Genomic DNA, 15,983 nt, shown 5'->3' with positions numbered 1-15,983 from the left:
CGACGGTGGTAGTCACCGCATGGATGATCGACGACCCCGGCGACGGGACCGTCGAGTATTCGGCGCTGCGGGTGCGGCAGGTTCTTTCGGCGCTGCTCGCCCCCGGCGCGACGAACCTCGGCGCCCGCTCCGGCGTGCGGCCGGGCGGGACAGGGCTGCGGGTCACCGCGTCCGGGTCGACCGCCACGATCCAGACCGGCGCCTGTGTCGTCGACGCCGCGGTGACGACGACACAGGCCGCCTACCTGATCGCCTCGTCCGCGACCGAGACCCGCACGATCCCCCCAGCGGACGGCACGTTCAACCGCATCGACAGCGTTTACGCGCGCGTGTACGACCACGCTGTCGACGCGTCCGGGCAGCGAAAGGCTGACATCGAGTACCTTGCTGGCACGCCGAGCAGCACGCCCGCGGCGCCGACCCTGCCGCCACGGTCGCTGCTCCTCGGGGATCTACTCGTCCCCACGACCGGTCCCGTAGCGGTCACCGACCGGCGGCGATGGACCGTAGCGTCGGGCGGGATCCTGCCGGTGCGGGACCAGGCCGAGCGGGACGCGGTCGACGCCTACGACGGCCTGGCGGTGTGGCGGCAGGACCGCAAGAGCTTGGAGGTCTCCGACGGGTCGGGGTATTTGGAGTTCCGCCCCGCGAAGATCGCAGAGAACATCCTCGGCGCCGCCGCGGCCTCCGTGACATTCTCGTCGATCTCCACCACATACCGGCAGTTGCAGCTATGGGTGGCGGCCCGCGGAGACGCGCCATTGGCCTTTGTCGAAACGATCCTGAGGATCAACGGGGACACGACCGCCTCCTACGATTCGCAGCAGATCACGGGCAAGTCAGCGATCGTCGCGGCGTTCGAGAACATCGCCGGGTCAGGGCTGCTGGTCGGCGAGACCGCCGGGGCATCCACCCCGGCGGGGTCCGGCTCCGTCCACGTGATCAACATCCCGTGGTATCGAGGCACACTGCTGCACAAAATGGTGACTGTGAGCCACGGTCTGATCCTGGGCACGGCCAGCGGGAGCTTTGAGAGCAAGCACTGGTCCGGCCGGTGGCGCAACACCGCAGCGGTCAACTCGCTCACGCTGCTAACCGGTTCGGGTAACTTTGTCGCCGGGTCATCGTTCGCCTTGTACGGGCTGCCGTAGATGACCGTCACGTGGCTCGGCTGCGACCTCGCCACCGGCCGGATCGCCGCCGAACTGCCGGCACTCGCACCATCCGTGCCGATCTCCCGCCGCATCGGCGGCCCCACCTCCGTCGGCTTCTCGCTGCCGCTGGCCGGCGCGCCGGCACGGTGGGAACTGGCGACCGACCCCGGCCGGACGATGATCGTGGCCCTGGCCGACGACATGCCGGTGTGGGCCGGGATCATCCTCACCCGCACCGGCGGGTCAGCACCGACCGCGTCCCTCGGATGCGCGACCCCCGAGGCATATTTCGACCGCCGATACGCCGGCAACCACGCATGGACACAGCAGGACGAGGCGTCGGTGATCGCCGCCGGCCTCATCGGTGACACGCAGGTCGACGGGCTCGGCCTCACCATCGACGCCCCGGCCACCGGCACGCCGCGGAACCGCCAGTACACGGACGATGCCGACGCGACAGTCTTGTCCCGACTACAGGAGCTGATGGACATTGACGGCGGCCCCGAGTTTACGGTCGAGCCGCGATGGCGGGCGGGAGTCGGCCCGACCACGATCGAACTGGTGGCCAGGGTCCGCAACCGTATCGGCGTGCAGCCCGCCCAGCCTGGCGCCGTCTTCGTCCATCCGGGAAACGTCGCCGACTATGCCCTCGCCGAGTCGTACGAGACGGGCAAGGGCGCCAACCTGGTCCGGGCACGCGGCGACGGCGAGGGCGAAGACCGGCACACATCGGCGGACATGGTCGCCAGTGAGCTGCTCGCCGCCGGCTGGCCCCGCTACGAGCACCGCTACACGCCCGGCACGTCGATCCGGGCACAGGACGTGCTGGACGGACACGCCCGCGCCGCGCTGGAGGCGATGCGGGCCGGCGCGCAGGTCTGGACCGTGAACGCGGTCGCATCGACGGCGCCAAGGCTCGGCCGGGACTGGGGGCTCGGCGACACCGTCGGCCTGCACGTCATCACGTCGCCCCGCCACCGCGGCGGGGTCATGGTGACGGCCAGGGCGTGGGGCTGGGAATGGGATCCCGCCGCCGACCGTGTCAGCCCGATCCTGCTACAGGAGGCGTGATGGCTATCCGGGCCGACCAGGCACAGACCGACCCGGTCGCGGCGCTGCTCAAACGTGTCGACCGGCTCGAGGCCCAGCTCCGCGAGCTGCGGGCCGCCCGCCGGCTGGAGTCGGCCAGCGTCGGCGCGGGCGGGGTCATCACCGTGCGGGACGGCGGCAGCATCCGGCTGCTCGACCAGTCGGGAGGCACCGTCGGCCTGCTCGGCGACCTGTCGCCGTACGGGCCCGGCCTCAAGGGCGTGCTGCTGTACCGGCCCGGCAGCGGCGCGCCCGCGATCGCGGTCCACGGCACCGGCGAGAGCGGCGACCTCGGATTCGTCGGCGTCTACGACCGTGCGGGCAACCTCCTGCTGTCGGACAACACCAGCGGGCCCGGCCTCGCCACGCCGTGGATTCCGCTGCAGGGCGTCCCCACGACATGGCACGCCAGCCCACAGCAGTCGACCACCAGCCCCACGTTTGTGGCGCTGTGGACGGTCACCGGGATCCGGCAGCACCCCAACGTGCAGGCGCACCTGCTCGTGTCGTCCGACGTCGGCGTGACCGGGGAGATCCAGGTACGTGACCCGGTGTCCGACACGGTCATCGCCGGCCCGCTGGCCATTGCCGACGGCGCGACCACGCACGTCACGCTGACCGGCCCGCTGCCTGGGGGCGTGGCGCACATGGCCCAGTTCCGGGCGGATGTCGAGATGCGGGTGGCCTCCGGTGCGGGATCTGTCGGGTCGTCCCTCATCTACGCCGTGGGTGTCCAGTCCCCCTAGCCGCGCCCGGCGCCGAGATCGACGAGATCTACGAGGAGGAATGACATGGCCTCGCAGGGATACCGCGACTGGCTCAAGGCCGGCAAGCCGTACTCCTTGATCAGGCCCGCGAAGGCGCTCCAGAAGAAGCTGCGTGCCTACGGCCTGACCGTGTACGACTACCCGAACGACGCCCATCTCACGGCGTCGACGCCCGAGGATCACACGCCGTTCTCCGTCACCGGCTGGCCCGGCCTGAACGCCAGGTGGAAGGCCCGCGCGCTCGACGTCATGCCGCGGTCCGAGTCGTACGCGCACCGCAAGGAGAACGCCGACATCGCGCGGCAGATCATCCGTGACCGGACCGCGGGCGTACCCGGCGTCATGTGGATCAAGTATCTGAACTGGACCGACGAGAACGGCACCTGCCGCCAGGAGCGGTGGACACCGGGCCACGTCACCCGCTCGTCCACCGACAACGGCCACATCCACATCTCCGGCCGCAGCGACGTCGACGACGACGCCCGCGCCGACGACTACGACCCCATCGCGCGCATGCGTGGAAAGGACGACGACATGATCGACCCACAGCAGTGGGATGACCTGCAGTGGCGCATGGACGCCATCTTCGGCGACCAGCCGCAGATCCGCGGCGGCCGGTTCACCCCGGACAAGGCGCCCGAGCTGTCCCGTAACCGGCTGCACGCCAGGTTGAACGCCATCGACGCCGCGATGGCGGCCAGCGCGAACCGGGAGCAGGCGCTCATCGACGCGTTCCACGCGATCGTGGCCAGCGGCACCAGCGTCGACACGGCCGCCGTCCTGGCCCGGATCGACCAGCGGACCGCGGACGTGACCGGTCTCGTCGAGCAGCAGGCGGCCCGGATCGCCGAGCTGGAGACCGAGCTGGCCGCGACCCGCGAAGCCGCCGAGGCGAACCTCAGCCCGGCCGAGCGTGCCGGCCTCAACGGCGTGCCGGGGAGCTGACCATGCCGCGGCCGTTGGTCATCGTCAGCGGCCGGCACCGGCCCCACGAGATCCTGCTGCTCGTCGTCTCCCTCATCACCGGCATCGCCTACACGATCGGCGCCCCGCCGCCGCAGTCGATCGCCGCGCTCCTGCCCGGCTGGGCACTGCACGTCTGGTCTGCCGGGCTGGCCGTCTCCGGCGCGATCGGTCTGGTCGGCGTGTATTCCCGCCGGCCGTGGTCGCTGCAACTGGAGCAGGCGGGGATGCTCGTCGGCGCCGGGTCGCTGGTCTGGTACTGCGCGGCGGTTACGCCGCTTGGCTGGCGTGCGCTGTTCGCCGGCGGGATCGCGTTCGCGTGGGCGGCGGCGAACGTGGTGCGCGCTGTGCAGATCCGCCGAGACCTGAGAGGTCCCCGATGATGCCGACCTGGTTGACGGCGCTGCTTACGGTCGCGTCGATCCTGTTCGGCGGCGGCGGGCTGGTCGCGATCATCCAGGCCGTCACGGGCCGCCGTGCGAGGAAGGCGGAGGTCGCCGACCGGCTGTCCGACTCGTCACTGAAGTGGGTGCAGGAGTTCCAGGAGGAAACTCAGCGGGCCCGGCTCGACGCGGCGGAAGCGCGTCGCGAGGTTGCCGAGGTCCGCCGCGAGCTCGCCGAATGCCGCCATGAGGCTGAGGCGCTGGCCCGGGACCTGCGGAACTTGCGCGGGGCCATCATGGCGCCGGCGGCAACGCTCGAGCGGCTGCGGGCGCTGGTCGGCGGTGGCGAGGTCAACGGCCGGCTCTGATCTCAGCCGGGCGGCTCCGGCTGTGACTGGCCGAGCCCCAACAGCCGGGCACGTCGCGCCTCGTCGGTCGGTATCCAGTTCGGCAGTGACGCGCGGTGGATCGCGATGCGCAGCGCCAGGTTGAGGTCGGCGCCGGACCGCCCGAGGATCGCGAGGCAGTCGGCCTGGTACTGGTGGTCGCCCTCGATGTAGGTCGCGGCGGCGTGGCTGAGCACGAGCTGGTGCCGTGCGGGGTCGAGTGGCGCGAGTTCGGCGGCGATCCGCTGGAGCGCCTCGTTCGGGGTCTGCCCGAGGTGCAGGGTGCAGTTCTCCGCTGTGCCGGTGATACGGGCGACGGCGAGCCCTTCCGGCCGCGAGAGCCGGGTCACCTTTAACTCGTCGGGCATGACCAGCAGTTTCGCACACACGTACGGGCCCGTACGAGATTCATCCGAAACCAGGCAGCGTAACCGCCCCGTACGACATTTCCATCGACGATCGGAGCACCACCATGGCCGCTGACCGGCACCCGGGCACCACCCACCTGCTGCGCTACTTCAGCTACGGGCATCTGCCCCAGCATCTGCAGACCGTGTCCCGGCCGTGCGCCGACCTGGCCCAGGCCATGGTCCAGGCGCTGCCCGACGGGCCCGAACTCACAGCAGGCCTGCGGAAGCTGCTGGAGGCGAAGGACTGCTTCGTCCGCGCCGCGCTCGACACCAACCTGACCGCGCCGATCGCCGGGAACGTCGAGGTCCGCCGGTGAGCACGGACGCCACGCCGATGCCCGAGCAGCAGACGTGCCAGCGCCGCATGACCGACTGGGGACCATGGGAACGGGCCGAGAACCTCGACCACTGGGCCGACAGCGGCCACGGACTCGTCGGCCAGGCGCAGGCGGGCCGATCGTGCTCGTTCTGCGGGTCGCTACACCCCGACGACTTCATGCGGCTCGTCGCCGAGGGCTGGATCGTCGGCCCCACCGACAAGGCATACAAGGCGTATTTCGCCCGGCCCTACTCGGCTGCGGAACTCGCCGAACGACGCGCGCGATGGGAAGCGAACGACCCGACCGTCCGCGCGGTCCGCGAACTCGGCGAACGCGACGGAAAGACCGCCGAGCAGATCGCCGCCGACATCGAGCAGATCGCCGAGGTAGCGCTCGGGTCGTCGCGCGGCGAGACGGTGGCGAAGTTCTACTTCCAGCACTTCAGCACCGACCAGCGCGCCGAGTTCATCGACCTCTACAACTCGGGCCGGATGAAGGTCGAGGGCGGCGGGTTCTACGTCCTGCCGTTCTTTTGCGAGGCGCGGCCGGGCCCTGCTACCCCAACGCCTGCCTGAATCCGACCTGCACCTGCACCACCGAACGCAGCACGTGGCGCATCACGCACCGCCGCAGACCGCTTCCCCGATTGGAGTCCACCGATGTTCACTGCCAGCTTCTGGAAGGCCGCCGCCGAACGCGCGGTCAAGACGTTCGCCCAAGCCGGCCTCGCCCTGCTCACCGGCGACGGACTCGGCGTCCTTGACGTCGACTGGGGTCAGGTCGGCTCCGTCGGCCTGCTCGCCGCGATCGCGTCGGTGCTGACGTCGATCGTGTCCTCCGGTGTCGGCCCGGTCGGCTCGCCGTCGGTTGTCGAGGACTCGAAGGCCACGGACGCGGCATGAAGACCCTCGTCGGCTCGCCTGAGCTGCCACGTCCCCGCAACGAGGTGACGTCGTGGGTGAACACCACGACCACCACCGCGGCGAACACCGCGATGTGGCTGCGCCTCGACATCAAGCGGTAGCGTGACGTCGCGACCGGGCGCCTTCCCGGCCGACCAACGTGAAGCGCCCGCCCCTGGTCTACGGACCGGTGGGCGGGCGCTCTTTCGTCGTTGCGTCAGGTGCCGGGGGCGTCGCTTGTCTCCTCCTGCTCTTCGCCGTGGGGCGGATCGAGCACGACGGAGGCGGCGCATACGTCGCACATGTCGTCGGCCGGACCTGGCCCACCGCAGGCGATGCACTCCCCGCGGGCCAGCGCACCACGGTAGCGGGTGACCAGCTTGTTGACGTTCGCGGTGCTGGTCCCCAACTGCTCGGCGACGACCTCCCAGGTCGCGGTCCGGGTCAGTTCGTGCACCGCGCCCGCCCGCTCCAGCCCGATCGCCGCCTCGGTGACGTGGCGGTCGACCAGCAGCCCGGCGACCCGCCACCGCTCGGCGGCGGGGAGGGCGCGCAGCCACGCGATCACGTCGGCCGGGGTGGTCGGCCAGCCCTCGCCGGGGGCGGTCATGCGACCCTCAGCGTGGCTAGTTCCCGGCAGCCGAGGGTGCGTCCATCGTCGGCCTTGACCCGCCCGTACGGGTAGGTCAGATCCGGCCGGTGGATGCCCTTGGCCGCGAGCGCCATGAGCACCGGCATCGACGTGACGTAGACGGTCCCGTCGACCGGATCGGGCAGCCCGGCGATCTCGCCGAGTTCGACGACGGCCCGTCCGTCGACACGCCGGACGTTTTCCGCGATCCGGAGGACGGCCCCTGTAGGGGGGATCGAGACCGTTTCGCCGTCCTCAGGCATGATGATCACCGGGTGGCCGGTGAGGTTGACGTACTCCACGGCGATCACTTGCACTCCGCGGCGACCCGAGCGGCCATCTCGGCGAGATCCTGGCCGTCGTAGACGTCCCAGCTCTCGCCGTCGTTGTCGCATCCCCAAACACTCAAATCACCCTTCCTGTAGACCCTGAGGTAGACGCAGCCCCAGTCCGTGTCCATCACGTACGTGGTGCTCGCCAGGTGCTCGACCGTCTCGGGGGTCAGGTAGTCCATGGCGTCGGGGTCGTCGGGGTCGACCTCGAATGCCGCCGCGTCGACGCCGACGGCGGTCAGTGCTGCGGCCAGCTCGGCGGGCATGGTCATGGTCATTCCTTCCCGGCGCGCAGGGCGCCGTAGGTGGTCCACCGGACCTGACCGGTCGGGACCGCGAGGGGCTCGCCGTCGCCGCCGGTGCCGACCCGCTGGCCCTCGAAGACGACCACCTGGTCGTCGTCGGCGACGATGCCGTGCTCGTCCATGTAGGCGATGAGGTCCGCGCCGGACCAGCAGCAGGAGTAGCCGTACTGCGCGTCTTCCCATCCGGTGTTGTCGCAGGTCCGGCAGTTGTCGATGATGCTGCCGAGCAGGGCGCCGCCATCACACTCGTGGCAGCGGGTCTGTGTGCCGTCCTCGCTCCACTCGCTGCCCCACAGTCCGCTGTAGGCGTGCTCGGCGCTGAATGCCGGTGCGGCGGTGTTGTTGTGGAGGCGGTAGAACGTCTCGACCATGACCATGACAATACCCTAGGGTGTTGGCATTCGCAACACCCTAGGGTATTCCCGGCGACGGCTAGCCGACCGGCACTACATAGATCTCTGAACCCGTCTTGAAGACGACCTTGACGCCGGGCAGCTCGCGCCCATCAGCCCGCCCCTCAACCCCGACCGCACCCGCCGGCAGATCGGCAGCAAGCACGTCCCGGATCAGGCCCGAAGCCTTCTGTACCCGCTCTGGCGTGTGCTGCAGCCGGGGCATGGTCGCCTTCGGGTCGAGCCGGGCCACGTTCGCGTCGTGCGCGGCCTGCTCCTCCCCCGTGGCCGGCGGGTCACCGGTGCCGGAACCCTTCGTGAGCCGGAACGCGACAGCCCCACCATCGACCTTGATCACCAGGCCGTAGAGGAACGGGACCGACAGCTCCATGAAGGTCCTCACCTCGACCTGACCGGTCGCTTCCACCCGCTCCTTGAGTAACGCCTCGAACGTCACCAGCTCCATACCCCCACCCCCGCGACGACGCTAGCCCGTGACCAGCCACAACGCAGCGCACGCCACGGTGATAACGGCCACGGCCCACCGCCGGTCCCGCATCCGGCGGACCCGCAACGCCGGGACCAACGCGACCAGCCCGGCGCCCACGATCGGGTACGTGCGGCCCGGCACATCCACGGCCGCGGTCGTCACGTCGGCCCACCACAGCAGCACCGTCGCCACCAGCCAGCCCGCGACCAACCCGGCCGCCCAGCTTCGGCGGCGACGCCACCGCGGCGACAGTCTCGACCGGCGCACCGCAGGCACCGGCGCCGGACCGGGACGGGGGTCCGGCCACTGCCGCGCCGGCAGCCCCTTCGCCCGGTCCCGTACGTCACGGTCCTGCCGCTGCCGCCAGATCGGGATCCGCGCCGGATTGTCGAGGTTCCCGTCGTGGTTCATCCGTGGCCGAAGCCGAGCAATGTGGAACATCTCCCGCTCGTCGAGCTCGGCGTCGGTCCACGATCCCTGCTCGACGACGAACGCGTCCCCGACGATCAGATCGGCGAACGGTCGCTCGTCGCGGTGCTGCCGCTCACGGCTCAGCAACTGTTGCCGGGTCTGCCCGACATAGTCGGCGTGGACCTGGCCGGTGACCGGGTCGAGGATGTTGAGACCGTAGACGATCCCGGGCCGGCGCACGTCAGCACGCTGGCCCGGGACACGGCGGAACGCCTGCGTCACAGGAGAACCCCAGGGTCGACGGCCCGCTCCGGCTCGACGGGCACCTCGAGCACGTCGGCGGTGGCCTGGCCGTCGTCAGGCGGCAGCCACGACCACGGATCACCGGACGGTTTCCAGCCGGCGGCGATGCACACCACCATGACCGCCGACCAGGGCAGCCGGCCCGGCACGCCCGTCCACGCCACCATCGCGGCCGCGCGCCGCACGTCGCCGCACCGGACCGTCGTCGTGGCGTCCCCGTCGGTGATCTCGACAGTCGAGTCGACCGTCAGCCACCGGTCGTGCAGCGTGACACGCGCGGTCGTCATGCCGCCCTCCGCTGCTCGACCCGGTACCGGACCACACCGCCGCCGTCGGACGACGAGATCAGGCCGTCGGCCTCCATCGAGGCGAGCGGCTCACGCAGCCACCACACGCCGACACCGAGGTGGTCGCCGATCTCCTGGATGTCGGCGTGCCCCTGCCGGATCGCGGCCATGATCTGTTCACGGGTGACGATCATCGGGCCACCGTCCAGTCGGGCATCGCCGCGTTCCACTCGGCGTCGGTCGGTGCCCGCGCATACCGGGCCTCGGCCTGCACGTCTGCGTCGGTGAACCGGCCCGGCCGATCCGTGCCGAACACCCGACCGTTCGAAGCGATCTCCGCATCACCGGACGCATCCGCGTGGTCACGGACGCTGTAGTCGGTGTCCGTCGTCAACAACTCCCCGCCGTCGTTCTCCTGCCGGAAACAGGTGCGGATCACGATCGCCCACAGCCCGCCCGGCAGCAGACGGGCCCACTTCGCGTCGTACGCCACACCGATCTGCCAGTCGCCACCGACCTGCCCGGCGACCGCCACCTCCGGGCTGCGGCGCTGCCACGCGCTCACGACGGGTCCTCGATGAGCTCGACGTCGGACGTGGCCATCTGGTCCTCGACGAACGAGTTGTCCCACGCGACGAACACCCCGTCAACGCCGTCGCTGTGCCGGACGGTCCCGGTGTACTTGCCGCCCCACTGCCGGTCACGGACCCGGTCGCCGGGCTTCAGCTCGTGGGCGGTCACCGGCCATTCCCCCGGTCGGCCGGGTGCGGCCCGTGCACGTGCGGAGACAGGTCATCGCTCGGGTCCACGTGGGACCACACGTTGCCGTCCAGGACGATCGGCGCCCCGCACGTACCACAAGAGTCAGTCATGATGATGATGCCCTTCTTCCTGTTGGGGTTGGGTGCTCCGGGCCCGCCGCGTGCTTGCCGGCTGTGGGCGGGCCCGGAGGCTGAGCTACTCGGCGACCAGGTAGTCGATCGCCCTGCCGGCCGACGCGAACACCCGGGTCGAGCCGTTGTCGTCGGTGATCGTCCGGTCACCGGGGCCGTCGTTGACCGCGATCCAGCCGCGGTGCGACCGCCACACCCGCCAGTTCCCGGCCCCGTTCACGACCCGCGCCGACCCGTCCGCGTTCCGGAACACCGAGGCGCTCACGCCGGCACCTCCACCCCGAACGCGGCCCTGCTCCGGCCGGATGTGCCAGTCGTCGACGCTCTTGTCGCCCGGCAGGGTCACCGAACCATCCGAGTTGACCTTGTATGCGCTCATCGCGCTCCTCTCCTCAGCCCGCGGCCCTACGCCGCGAGCACGTCAAATTGCCGGACGGGCGCTACCCTGACCGGCATGGGCATCGAACTGCGACGCGGCATCATCAGCGAGGACTGGATCATCGAGAACGCCGACGCCGTGTTCCGCTGGACTCAAGACCAGGACAAACGCGACCGCGACACCGACCAGCGCCACCGCGACCTGATGCGCGTCCACGCCGAAGGCTGGAAAGGCGTCGCGGCCGCGATAGAACGGGGACTCGGCTCCATCGCCGACGCCATCCGCAGCCGGTAGCCGCGTCACTCCCCGGCCTCGGCATCGAACAGCGCCTGCTGCTCCGTCCGGACCGCCTGATCCTCGTCGCGGGCCTGCGGCGTCAACTCATGCCGGCCCTTCGACGAGAACACCAGCCCCCGCTCATCCCGAAGGACCTTCAACGCCTCGCGGACCGTCCGCGTCGCGAACGGTGTACCGGCACCGTTAAGCGCGGCATCGATCTCGTCCATGTCCATCGCCGTGCTCGCGGCGGCCAACACCGCGAGCACGGCGTCGACCGCCTTCCCGCCGACCGCAGGCTTCTTCAGTGCTGTCTTCTCCTCCGGCGTCCACGAGCCCGGCTCGGTGGTGGTCGCCGTGACCCAAGCCGCGTACTCCTGACCGAACGTGTCGAGCGTGATCCGCGGCAGGACAGCCGGGTAGCCGATCGGGTTGTCGTCGGCGTCGAACACCCAGTCGTAGTAGTCCGGCTCCCACATCGCCCGCGACAGCATCGGCTTCGGATCGGCGCCGGCAAGGACGTACGCCATGCCGGGCACCTGCGGAATCGTGCGCGGGTCCACCGGCAACCGGCCGTTGAACGCCGTCGGCCCCGACAGTGAGTTCGCCGTCCGCCCCACCCACACGTAGCCACCGGTCAGCATGTCCCGCAGCGCCATCGACCCGCCGAGGTCGGTGAGCAGCGGCGTGTGCGTCGCGATCCGCAGTTGGCCGCCGCACTTCCGCCACATCCGGCCAGCCGCGGTCACCATCCCACCGAACGCCTTGTCGATCAGGAAGGCGTGGGCTTCGTCGATCGTCAGCGACAGGATCGGCCCGTCCGTCAGCGGATTCCACCACTTCCGACCACGCCGCTTCCGACCACGCTCGTCGCGGTACTCGACCCGCGCGAGATAGCGGTTGCGCCGCAGCATCTCCGCCGTCAAGGCCTCCACCAGCAGCGTCGCCTCGGCGAGCGTCGTCGCGACCGGCGCGGCCAAGCTGTCAAGGAACGGCGCGAAACTCTGGCCCTGCTGCGGGTCGATGAGGAAGTTCGCGACGATGCCGCGCTTCTGGCCGTGATCGTCGACGTAGTGCGCCCATCGGTCGATGGTGAAGAGCCCATTGAGGAGCTCGGAGTTGTGTGTCGGGACACACGCCCTACTCGCCAGGTACATGTGGCGAGGGCTGTCGACCTGGATGCAACGCACCGGCACCGACTCGATCGACCGAACATCAACAATGTAGCGCCTCCGGCTCGTCGATGTCACCGGCACCGGGCGCTGCCGGTCGCCCTTGCGCGGAAACCGAAACACCGGCTCGTGAGCTGTAAATGCGATGGTGTAGCAGGTCGACGTCGCCTCGGTGCGCCCCTTGACACGCTTCGTTCGCATGGTGGCCTTGAAACCGAGGCCGAGAACCAGGTCGAACGCGTCGCGGGCCAGCCGCTCGTGGCACAAGGCCAACGACACAACCCCGCTGGGGGCGCAGGTTCCGTCCGTATCGAGCAGGCCGGCTAGCAGTGCACGACGCTGCCCGATCGACGAGCGCAGGTACTCCTCGGGAATGTGCTTGTTGAGCAGCAGGCCAGCGTCCTTGAGTAGCGCCTGGAACGACCGGTGCCCGACGGGACGCGGCTCACCCTTGTTGAATTTGGCGGTGAGGATGCCGTGGCCGATCCCGTCGGAGTGGTCGGTCACGATGTAGCCGTCACGGCGGATCTCCTCCAGTACCTCCGGGTCCGGGTTGGAGATCGTCGCACCGTAGCTGTTGCCATCGCCGAGCCACGCTCCCAGCGTGTACGGCTGAATCGACAGGTCCCGCTTCGGGTAGTCGAGCGCGCCGCACACGTCGACCGCGTGGTTGACTGCTCGCGGCTGACTCCCACCCCGGGGCGCGTACAGGGTCGCCGCGATCTGCTCGGTGGTAACCGGCTCAACATCGAGCATGACCCGCCGTGTCGTTCGGTCACGCTTGGGGTTCGGGTGGCGCAGGAGGTTGCCTTGCTGCCACCGACCCCGCTGCGTCGTCGTCCGCCACTGGTGCTCAGCGTCCGCGACGATGACGGTTCCGTCGGAGAACTCCACCTCGTAGCACGGCCTGTCGTGCATGATGTCGGTCGCTGCAACAACGTTGCAGACGTTGCCGTTCTCGTCGAAGACTCGGTCGCCGACGGCGAGCGCACCCATGGTGGTCCACCCGTCAGGCGTTGGGATCGGTGTGTCGAGCGCGAGCGCCTTCCCGGAGCCGGTGGTACCGAACACGGCGACGTGCGGCACGCCCCAGCCGGGCCGGTAGATCTCATAGTTGCCGAGCTCGCCGTCGGCGTACTGCACAAGCGGCGCCGTGCCCTTCGCGACGTCGATCGACTCGGGTCCGGCCCAACGGACCACGTCGGTGATCGGGCTCGTGCGCTGCGCCATGATGTAGGCGAGGTTCTCGTCCTCCCCATCCGGCATGATCGTGATCATCGACTTCTTCATCGACATCGCCGACGCGATCGCACCCCGGGCCGCCTCGAACTGCTCCGACTGGAACGCGCCGATCGGGCCGACGATCGTGCCGCCCCAGCCGCCCGGCAACTTGTGCCAGTCGTCGAGACGGCAACCGGCCAGCCGCCCGTCGCGCTGAGCGGCCACGGTGCGGCCGGTGTCGTCGACGACCTGGTCTCCCTGCCGGAACGACAGCTTGTTCCGCCACCGCCGCCGAACCTCGGCCTCAACCTCGTCGATCTGCGGCTGCGGACGCTCCGGCGCCTCGACCACGACCGGCTCCGGCTGGTTTCGGCGCTCACGCTCGGCACGCCACCACGTCGCAGCCGGCAGCAGCCACGCTGCGACCAGGGCTGCCATGGCGATCCGGCCGACCCACGTCGACGGGTCCAGGCCGAGCGCCGCGGCCATCGCTAGGGCGGCCACGCCGCCCGCTGCCGAGTAGCCGACGGTGCGGGCGCACCGGTCGATCGCGGCACGAAGCCGCTTGTCGCCGTCGGGGTCCTCGTGCTCGAGGCGGCCCTTCGCGTACTCCGGCTTCGCGAGCACCTTCCGGGCGGCCTTCGTCGCGGCCCAGCCGGCCAGCGGCGCGGCGACCGCCAGCGGCAGCGCTGGGATCTGCGCGGCGTCGATGACGAACCCCGCCGAGGCCGTCCCGGCCAGCGCCCACACCGGGCGCAGTGGACGGTTCGCCGCCGACCAGATGTCGGACCACGGCAGTAGCGGCGCCCGCTTCACGCCGAGCTTCGTCATCTGGCGACCGCAGCAGTCGCAGACCGGGATGCCTTTGGCGGCCAGCCCGTACCAGCGGCTGCGCTTCGTCTTCCGGCATTGCCACTCAACGCCGTTGATGCGGCCGTACTCGGTGACCGGGACCGGCTTCGCAGCCGTTCGGCGACGGTTTTCCTCGTCGTAGTAGGTGCGGGACATGTTGTGGGTGCCCGCCGGGAGCCCGGGGCGGCCGGGCTGGCCCGACGGCTGCCCGGTCGGCGGGGCGACGGTGGGCGCGGTCATGATGCTGCTCCTTCTCCTGACTGGCCGTCACCGCACAGGCCGGCACGGGGGTCCGGCCCGGCGGAAACGGTCAGACGCTGGCGGTCCCGTCCGGGCCGAACCCTCGCTGCCGCATCTCCTGGTCGTACGCCTGCCGGTAGGTTTCCTGCTGCTCGACCGTGCTCAGTGACGTGCCACGGTCGTCGACGGCCTGCATGCCCGCCTCGCGGGCTGCGGTGTGAGCCGCGTCGTGCGCGGCATCCCCGTTCGGCTGGCGGTGGGACGAGCCGCTGACTGCGGCAGGTGTCACGATCAACAGCGGCTCGTCCCACCGCCCCAGGTCGTTGGGGTCGAATCGGATCTCGCGTTCCAGCGCCCCCATCGGCGCCGCACCGCCGCCAGCGTCGAGGAACGACGAGTCGCCGCCGAGATTCCCGGCGACCGTGGCGTGCGCGTCGCCGTAGGTGCCCTGGATGTGCTGCAGGTTCGTCTCCGTGGCCGCCAACGCCACCTCCGCGTCGGCGAGCCGCTGCTGCGCCTCGGCCTCCATGAGCTCGAGCTGGTCGAACATCTCGTCGACCTTCCCGGCGGGCATCGCATCCACGGTCGTGCCGGCGTTGGCGAGGGTGACCCCGTCGAGGTTCTTCGCCGCCAGATGCTCGGCGGTGCTGGCGGCCGCAGCGGCCGACGCCCGGTATGACTCCTGCATGTCGCCGATCGCGGCCTTCGCCGACCCGATCGCCTGCAGCGCCGCGGCGCACTGGTCGACGTGTCCGCGCTGCTCGTTCGCGAGCGCTTCAAGCTCGGCGACGGTGGTCTCGTAGTTGACGGCCTCACCGGTCGGTGCGGTCATGGGTCCTCCCGTGCTGGGTGTGGGCTGTTTCGCCGGGGGCTCCGGCGGACTGTCGGGGTTCTTCGGGACTGGCTGCCACCGGCCGTCGCGGTACTCTTCCTGCTGGCCAGCGTCGTTGAACCGGCGGGTGCCTTCGTCTGCGTCGTCGCCGTCGACGATCCGCGGGACCGGTTCCGACTCGGCCGGCTCGGAGACGGCGGTGGGCTTGGACTTGCCGACCGGCTGGACGAGCTTCTGCACGACCGGCGACTGCTTGGCCTTCTCTACGAGCGGTGCCGCCTTCGCGGTCACGGCAGCCTTCGCGGCAGCCAACCGGTCCCGCAGCCGAACCCGCTCGCCCGGGTTCGCCGCCTTCGCGTCCCTGGCCGCGATCAGCGCCTCCGTCCGCCGCGGCCAGTAGTCGTTCCATGCGTCGCGGAAGAAGTCCAGCGGACCGTACTTCTTGACCATCGCTCCGGCCTTGTCGCCGTACTTCGCCTCCAGGCGCGGCGACACCTTCCCCTGCTTCGCCAGGGTCGTATCGACGATCGTGTCGCCGACCGCTTTCGACAGCAGCCAGGTGACGATCAGGACCGCCAGAAGTCCCTCCATGG

The 15,983-nt window shown here is 70.3% G+C and carries 25 protein-coding genes; 11 read left to right on the top strand and 14 right to left on the bottom strand.

Annotated elements, in window-relative coordinates; all coding sequences use genetic code 11:
- Positions 1-5 precede the first annotated feature (5 nt).
- Genes Drose_RS06180 through Drose_RS06155 form a run of 6 tightly spaced genes read left to right on the top strand, consistent with a single transcriptional unit; the run spans position 6 to position 4,724 of the window.
- Entirely contained in the window at positions 6-1,151 is a 1,146-nt protein-coding gene (locus tag Drose_RS06180; RefSeq protein WP_260727212.1) for a hypothetical protein, read from the top strand.
- Positions 1,152-2,225: a hypothetical protein gene (locus Drose_RS06175; RefSeq protein WP_260727211.1), complete on the top strand. Its 1,074-nt coding sequence runs from the start codon at positions 1,152-1,154 to the stop codon at positions 2,223-2,225.
- Positions 2,225-2,989 (top strand): hypothetical protein, encoded by a 765-nt coding sequence (locus tag Drose_RS06170; protein WP_260727210.1) that lies wholly within the window; start codon positions 2,225-2,227, stop codon positions 2,987-2,989. The genes Drose_RS06175 and Drose_RS06170 overlap by 1 nt, the downstream gene beginning before the upstream one ends.
- 45 nt (positions 2,990-3,034) lie before the next feature.
- Positions 3,035-3,955 carry a hypothetical protein gene (locus Drose_RS06165; protein WP_260727209.1) on the top strand — a complete coding sequence of 307 codons (921 nt, stop codon included), beginning with the start codon at positions 3,035-3,037 and terminating at the stop codon, positions 3,953-3,955.
- Between the two features lie 2 nt (positions 3,956-3,957).
- The gene (locus tag Drose_RS06160) at positions 3,958-4,356 is read left to right on the top strand and encodes a hypothetical protein (RefSeq protein WP_260727208.1); all 399 of its coding nucleotides are present in this window, start codon (positions 3,958-3,960) and stop codon (positions 4,354-4,356) included.
- Between the two features lie 11 nt (positions 4,357-4,367).
- A complete protein-coding gene (locus tag Drose_RS06155) occupies positions 4,368-4,724 on the top strand; it encodes a hypothetical protein (RefSeq protein WP_260727207.1) in 357 nt (118 codons plus the stop codon).
- Between the two features lie 2 nt (positions 4,725-4,726).
- On the opposite strand, the gene Drose_RS06150 is transcribed toward Drose_RS06155, so the two are convergent.
- Entirely contained in the window at positions 4,727-5,110 is a 384-nt protein-coding gene (locus Drose_RS06150) for a hypothetical protein (RefSeq protein WP_260727206.1), read from the bottom strand.
- Between the two features lie 104 nt (positions 5,111-5,214).
- On the opposite strand from Drose_RS06150, the gene Drose_RS06145 reads away from it, so the two are divergent.
- From Drose_RS06145 to Drose_RS06130, 4 genes are all read left to right on the top strand, one after another.
- A complete protein-coding gene (locus Drose_RS06145; RefSeq protein ID WP_260727205.1) occupies positions 5,215-5,469 on the top strand; it encodes a hypothetical protein in 255 nt (84 codons plus the stop codon).
- Entirely contained in the window at positions 5,466-6,047 is a 582-nt protein-coding gene (locus tag Drose_RS06140) for a hypothetical protein (protein WP_260727204.1), read from the top strand. The genes Drose_RS06145 and Drose_RS06140 overlap by 4 nt, the downstream gene beginning before the upstream one ends.
- 84 nt (positions 6,048-6,131) lie before the next feature.
- Complete coding sequence (locus tag Drose_RS06135) at positions 6,132-6,374, top strand: holin (RefSeq protein WP_260727203.1); 243 nt, start codon at positions 6,132-6,134, stop codon at positions 6,372-6,374.
- Positions 6,371-6,496: a hypothetical protein gene (locus Drose_RS06130; RefSeq protein WP_260727202.1), complete on the top strand. Its 126-nt coding sequence runs from the start codon at positions 6,371-6,373 to the stop codon at positions 6,494-6,496. The genes Drose_RS06135 and Drose_RS06130 overlap by 4 nt, the downstream gene beginning before the upstream one ends.
- A 95-nt stretch (positions 6,497-6,591) precedes the next feature.
- Here Drose_RS06130 and Drose_RS06125 read toward each other — a convergent pair whose 3' ends face one another.
- The 11 genes from Drose_RS06125 to Drose_RS06075 form a co-directional block, all read right to left on the bottom strand.
- On the bottom strand, positions 6,592-6,984 hold the full coding sequence (locus Drose_RS06125; RefSeq protein WP_260727201.1) for a hypothetical protein: 393 nt from the start codon (positions 6,982-6,984) through the stop codon (positions 6,592-6,594).
- The gene (locus tag Drose_RS06120) at positions 6,981-7,316 is read right to left on the bottom strand and encodes a hypothetical protein (protein ID WP_260727200.1); all 336 of its coding nucleotides are present in this window, start codon (positions 7,314-7,316) and stop codon (positions 6,981-6,983) included. Before Drose_RS06120 ends, Drose_RS06125 begins: the two co-directional genes overlap by 4 nt.
- Positions 7,313-7,609 carry a hypothetical protein gene (locus Drose_RS06115; protein ID WP_260727199.1) on the bottom strand — a complete coding sequence of 99 codons (297 nt, stop codon included), beginning with the start codon at positions 7,607-7,609 and terminating at the stop codon, positions 7,313-7,315. The genes Drose_RS06120 and Drose_RS06115 overlap by 4 nt, the downstream gene beginning before the upstream one ends.
- 2 nt (positions 7,610-7,611) lie before the next feature.
- The gene (locus Drose_RS06110) at positions 7,612-8,019 is read right to left on the bottom strand and encodes a hypothetical protein (RefSeq protein WP_260727198.1); all 408 of its coding nucleotides are present in this window, start codon (positions 8,017-8,019) and stop codon (positions 7,612-7,614) included.
- A gap of 55 nt (positions 8,020-8,074) precedes the next feature.
- Positions 8,075-8,500, bottom strand: coding sequence for a hypothetical protein (locus Drose_RS06105; protein WP_260727197.1), 426 nt, complete (start codon positions 8,498-8,500; stop codon positions 8,075-8,077).
- 21 nt (positions 8,501-8,521) lie between these two features.
- Positions 8,522-9,217: a hypothetical protein gene (locus tag Drose_RS06100; RefSeq protein ID WP_260727196.1), complete on the bottom strand. Its 696-nt coding sequence runs from the start codon at positions 9,215-9,217 to the stop codon at positions 8,522-8,524.
- Positions 9,214-9,525: a hypothetical protein gene (locus Drose_RS06095; RefSeq protein ID WP_260727195.1), complete on the bottom strand. Its 312-nt coding sequence runs from the start codon at positions 9,523-9,525 to the stop codon at positions 9,214-9,216. Before Drose_RS06095 ends, Drose_RS06100 begins: the two co-directional genes overlap by 4 nt.
- Entirely contained in the window at positions 9,522-9,719 is a 198-nt protein-coding gene (locus Drose_RS06090) for a (2Fe-2S)-binding protein (protein ID WP_260727194.1), read from the bottom strand. Before Drose_RS06090 ends, Drose_RS06095 begins: the two co-directional genes overlap by 4 nt.
- The gene (locus Drose_RS06085) at positions 9,716-10,090 is read right to left on the bottom strand and encodes a hypothetical protein (protein WP_260727193.1); all 375 of its coding nucleotides are present in this window, start codon (positions 10,088-10,090) and stop codon (positions 9,716-9,718) included. The genes Drose_RS06090 and Drose_RS06085 overlap by 4 nt, the downstream gene beginning before the upstream one ends.
- Entirely contained in the window at positions 10,087-10,266 is a 180-nt protein-coding gene (locus Drose_RS06080; protein WP_260727192.1) for a hypothetical protein, read from the bottom strand. The genes Drose_RS06085 and Drose_RS06080 overlap by 4 nt, the downstream gene beginning before the upstream one ends.
- Before the next feature lie 216 nt (positions 10,267-10,482).
- Positions 10,483-10,797, bottom strand: coding sequence for a hypothetical protein (locus Drose_RS06075; protein ID WP_260727191.1), 315 nt, complete (start codon positions 10,795-10,797; stop codon positions 10,483-10,485).
- Between the two features lie 75 nt (positions 10,798-10,872).
- Between Drose_RS06075 and Drose_RS06070 the strand changes: the two genes are divergently transcribed.
- Positions 10,873-11,091, top strand: coding sequence for a hypothetical protein (locus tag Drose_RS06070; protein ID WP_260727190.1), 219 nt, complete (start codon positions 10,873-10,875; stop codon positions 11,089-11,091).
- 5 nt (positions 11,092-11,096) lie between these two features.
- Here the strand turns inward: Drose_RS06070 and Drose_RS06065 are convergent, their stop codons facing one another.
- On the bottom strand, positions 11,097-14,558 hold the full coding sequence (locus tag Drose_RS06065; protein WP_260727189.1) for a hypothetical protein: 3,462 nt from the start codon (positions 14,556-14,558) through the stop codon (positions 11,097-11,099).
- Between the two features lie 70 nt (positions 14,559-14,628).
- Entirely contained in the window at positions 14,629-15,981 is a 1,353-nt protein-coding gene (locus tag Drose_RS06060) for a hypothetical protein (protein ID WP_260727188.1), read from the bottom strand.
- Positions 15,982-15,983: the final 2 nt, after the last annotated feature.

This window comes from Dactylosporangium roseum (assembly GCF_025264685.1).
GTDB classification, from domain to species: domain Bacteria; phylum Actinomycetota; class Actinomycetes; order Mycobacteriales; family Micromonosporaceae; genus Dactylosporangium; species Dactylosporangium roseum.
The sequence above is the reverse complement of the archived record's forward strand: the minus strand, read 5'-3'. Positions and strand labels throughout refer to the sequence as shown.

Bases quoted from the DNA above. Each gene is read 5' to 3' on its own strand.
- Drose_RS06075 (WP_260727191.1), bottom strand. From the start codon at position 10,797: ATGAGCGCATACAAGGTCAACTCGGATGGTTCGGTGACCCTGCCGGGC.
- Drose_RS06070 (WP_260727190.1), top strand. From the start codon at position 10,873: ATGGGCATCGAACTGCGACGCGGCATCATCAGCGAGGACTGGATCATC.
- Drose_RS06145 (WP_260727205.1), top strand. From the start codon at position 5,215: ATGGCCGCTGACCGGCACCCGGGCACCACCCACCTGCTGCGCTACTTC.
- Drose_RS06090 (WP_260727194.1), bottom strand. From the start codon at position 9,719: ATGATCGTCACCCGTGAACAGATCATGGCCGCGATCCGGCAGGGGCAC.
- Drose_RS06060 (WP_260727188.1), bottom strand. From the start codon at position 15,981: ATGGAGGGACTTCTGGCGGTCCTGATCGTCACCTGGCTGCTGTCGAAA.
- Drose_RS06125 (WP_260727201.1), bottom strand. From the start codon at position 6,984: ATGACCGCCCCCGGCGAGGGCTGGCCGACCACCCCGGCCGACGTGATC.
- Drose_RS06115 (WP_260727199.1), bottom strand. From the start codon at position 7,609: ATGACCATGCCCGCCGAGCTGGCCGCAGCACTGACCGCCGTCGGCGTC.
- Drose_RS06175 (WP_260727211.1), top strand. From the start codon at position 1,152: ATGACCGTCACGTGGCTCGGCTGCGACCTCGCCACCGGCCGGATCGCC.
- Drose_RS06110 (WP_260727198.1), bottom strand. From the start codon at position 8,019: ATGGTCATGGTCGAGACGTTCTACCGCCTCCACAACAACACCGCCGCA.
- Drose_RS06170 (WP_260727210.1), top strand. From the start codon at position 2,225: ATGGCTATCCGGGCCGACCAGGCACAGACCGACCCGGTCGCGGCGCTG.
- Drose_RS06160 (WP_260727208.1), top strand. From the start codon at position 3,958: ATGCCGCGGCCGTTGGTCATCGTCAGCGGCCGGCACCGGCCCCACGAG.
- Drose_RS06130 (WP_260727202.1), top strand. From the start codon at position 6,371: ATGAAGACCCTCGTCGGCTCGCCTGAGCTGCCACGTCCCCGCAACGAG.
- Drose_RS06095 (WP_260727195.1), bottom strand. From the start codon at position 9,525: ATGACGACCGCGCGTGTCACGCTGCACGACCGGTGGCTGACGGTCGAC.
- Drose_RS06150 (WP_260727206.1), bottom strand. From the start codon at position 5,110: ATGCCCGACGAGTTAAAGGTGACCCGGCTCTCGCGGCCGGAAGGGCTC.
- Drose_RS06165 (WP_260727209.1), top strand. From the start codon at position 3,035: ATGGCCTCGCAGGGATACCGCGACTGGCTCAAGGCCGGCAAGCCGTAC.
- Drose_RS06065 (WP_260727189.1), bottom strand. From the start codon at position 14,558: ATGACCGCGCCCACCGTCGCCCCGCCGACCGGGCAGCCGTCGGGCCAG.
- Drose_RS06105 (WP_260727197.1), bottom strand. From the start codon at position 8,500: ATGGAGCTGGTGACGTTCGAGGCGTTACTCAAGGAGCGGGTGGAAGCG.
- Drose_RS06135 (WP_260727203.1), top strand. From the start codon at position 6,132: ATGTTCACTGCCAGCTTCTGGAAGGCCGCCGCCGAACGCGCGGTCAAG.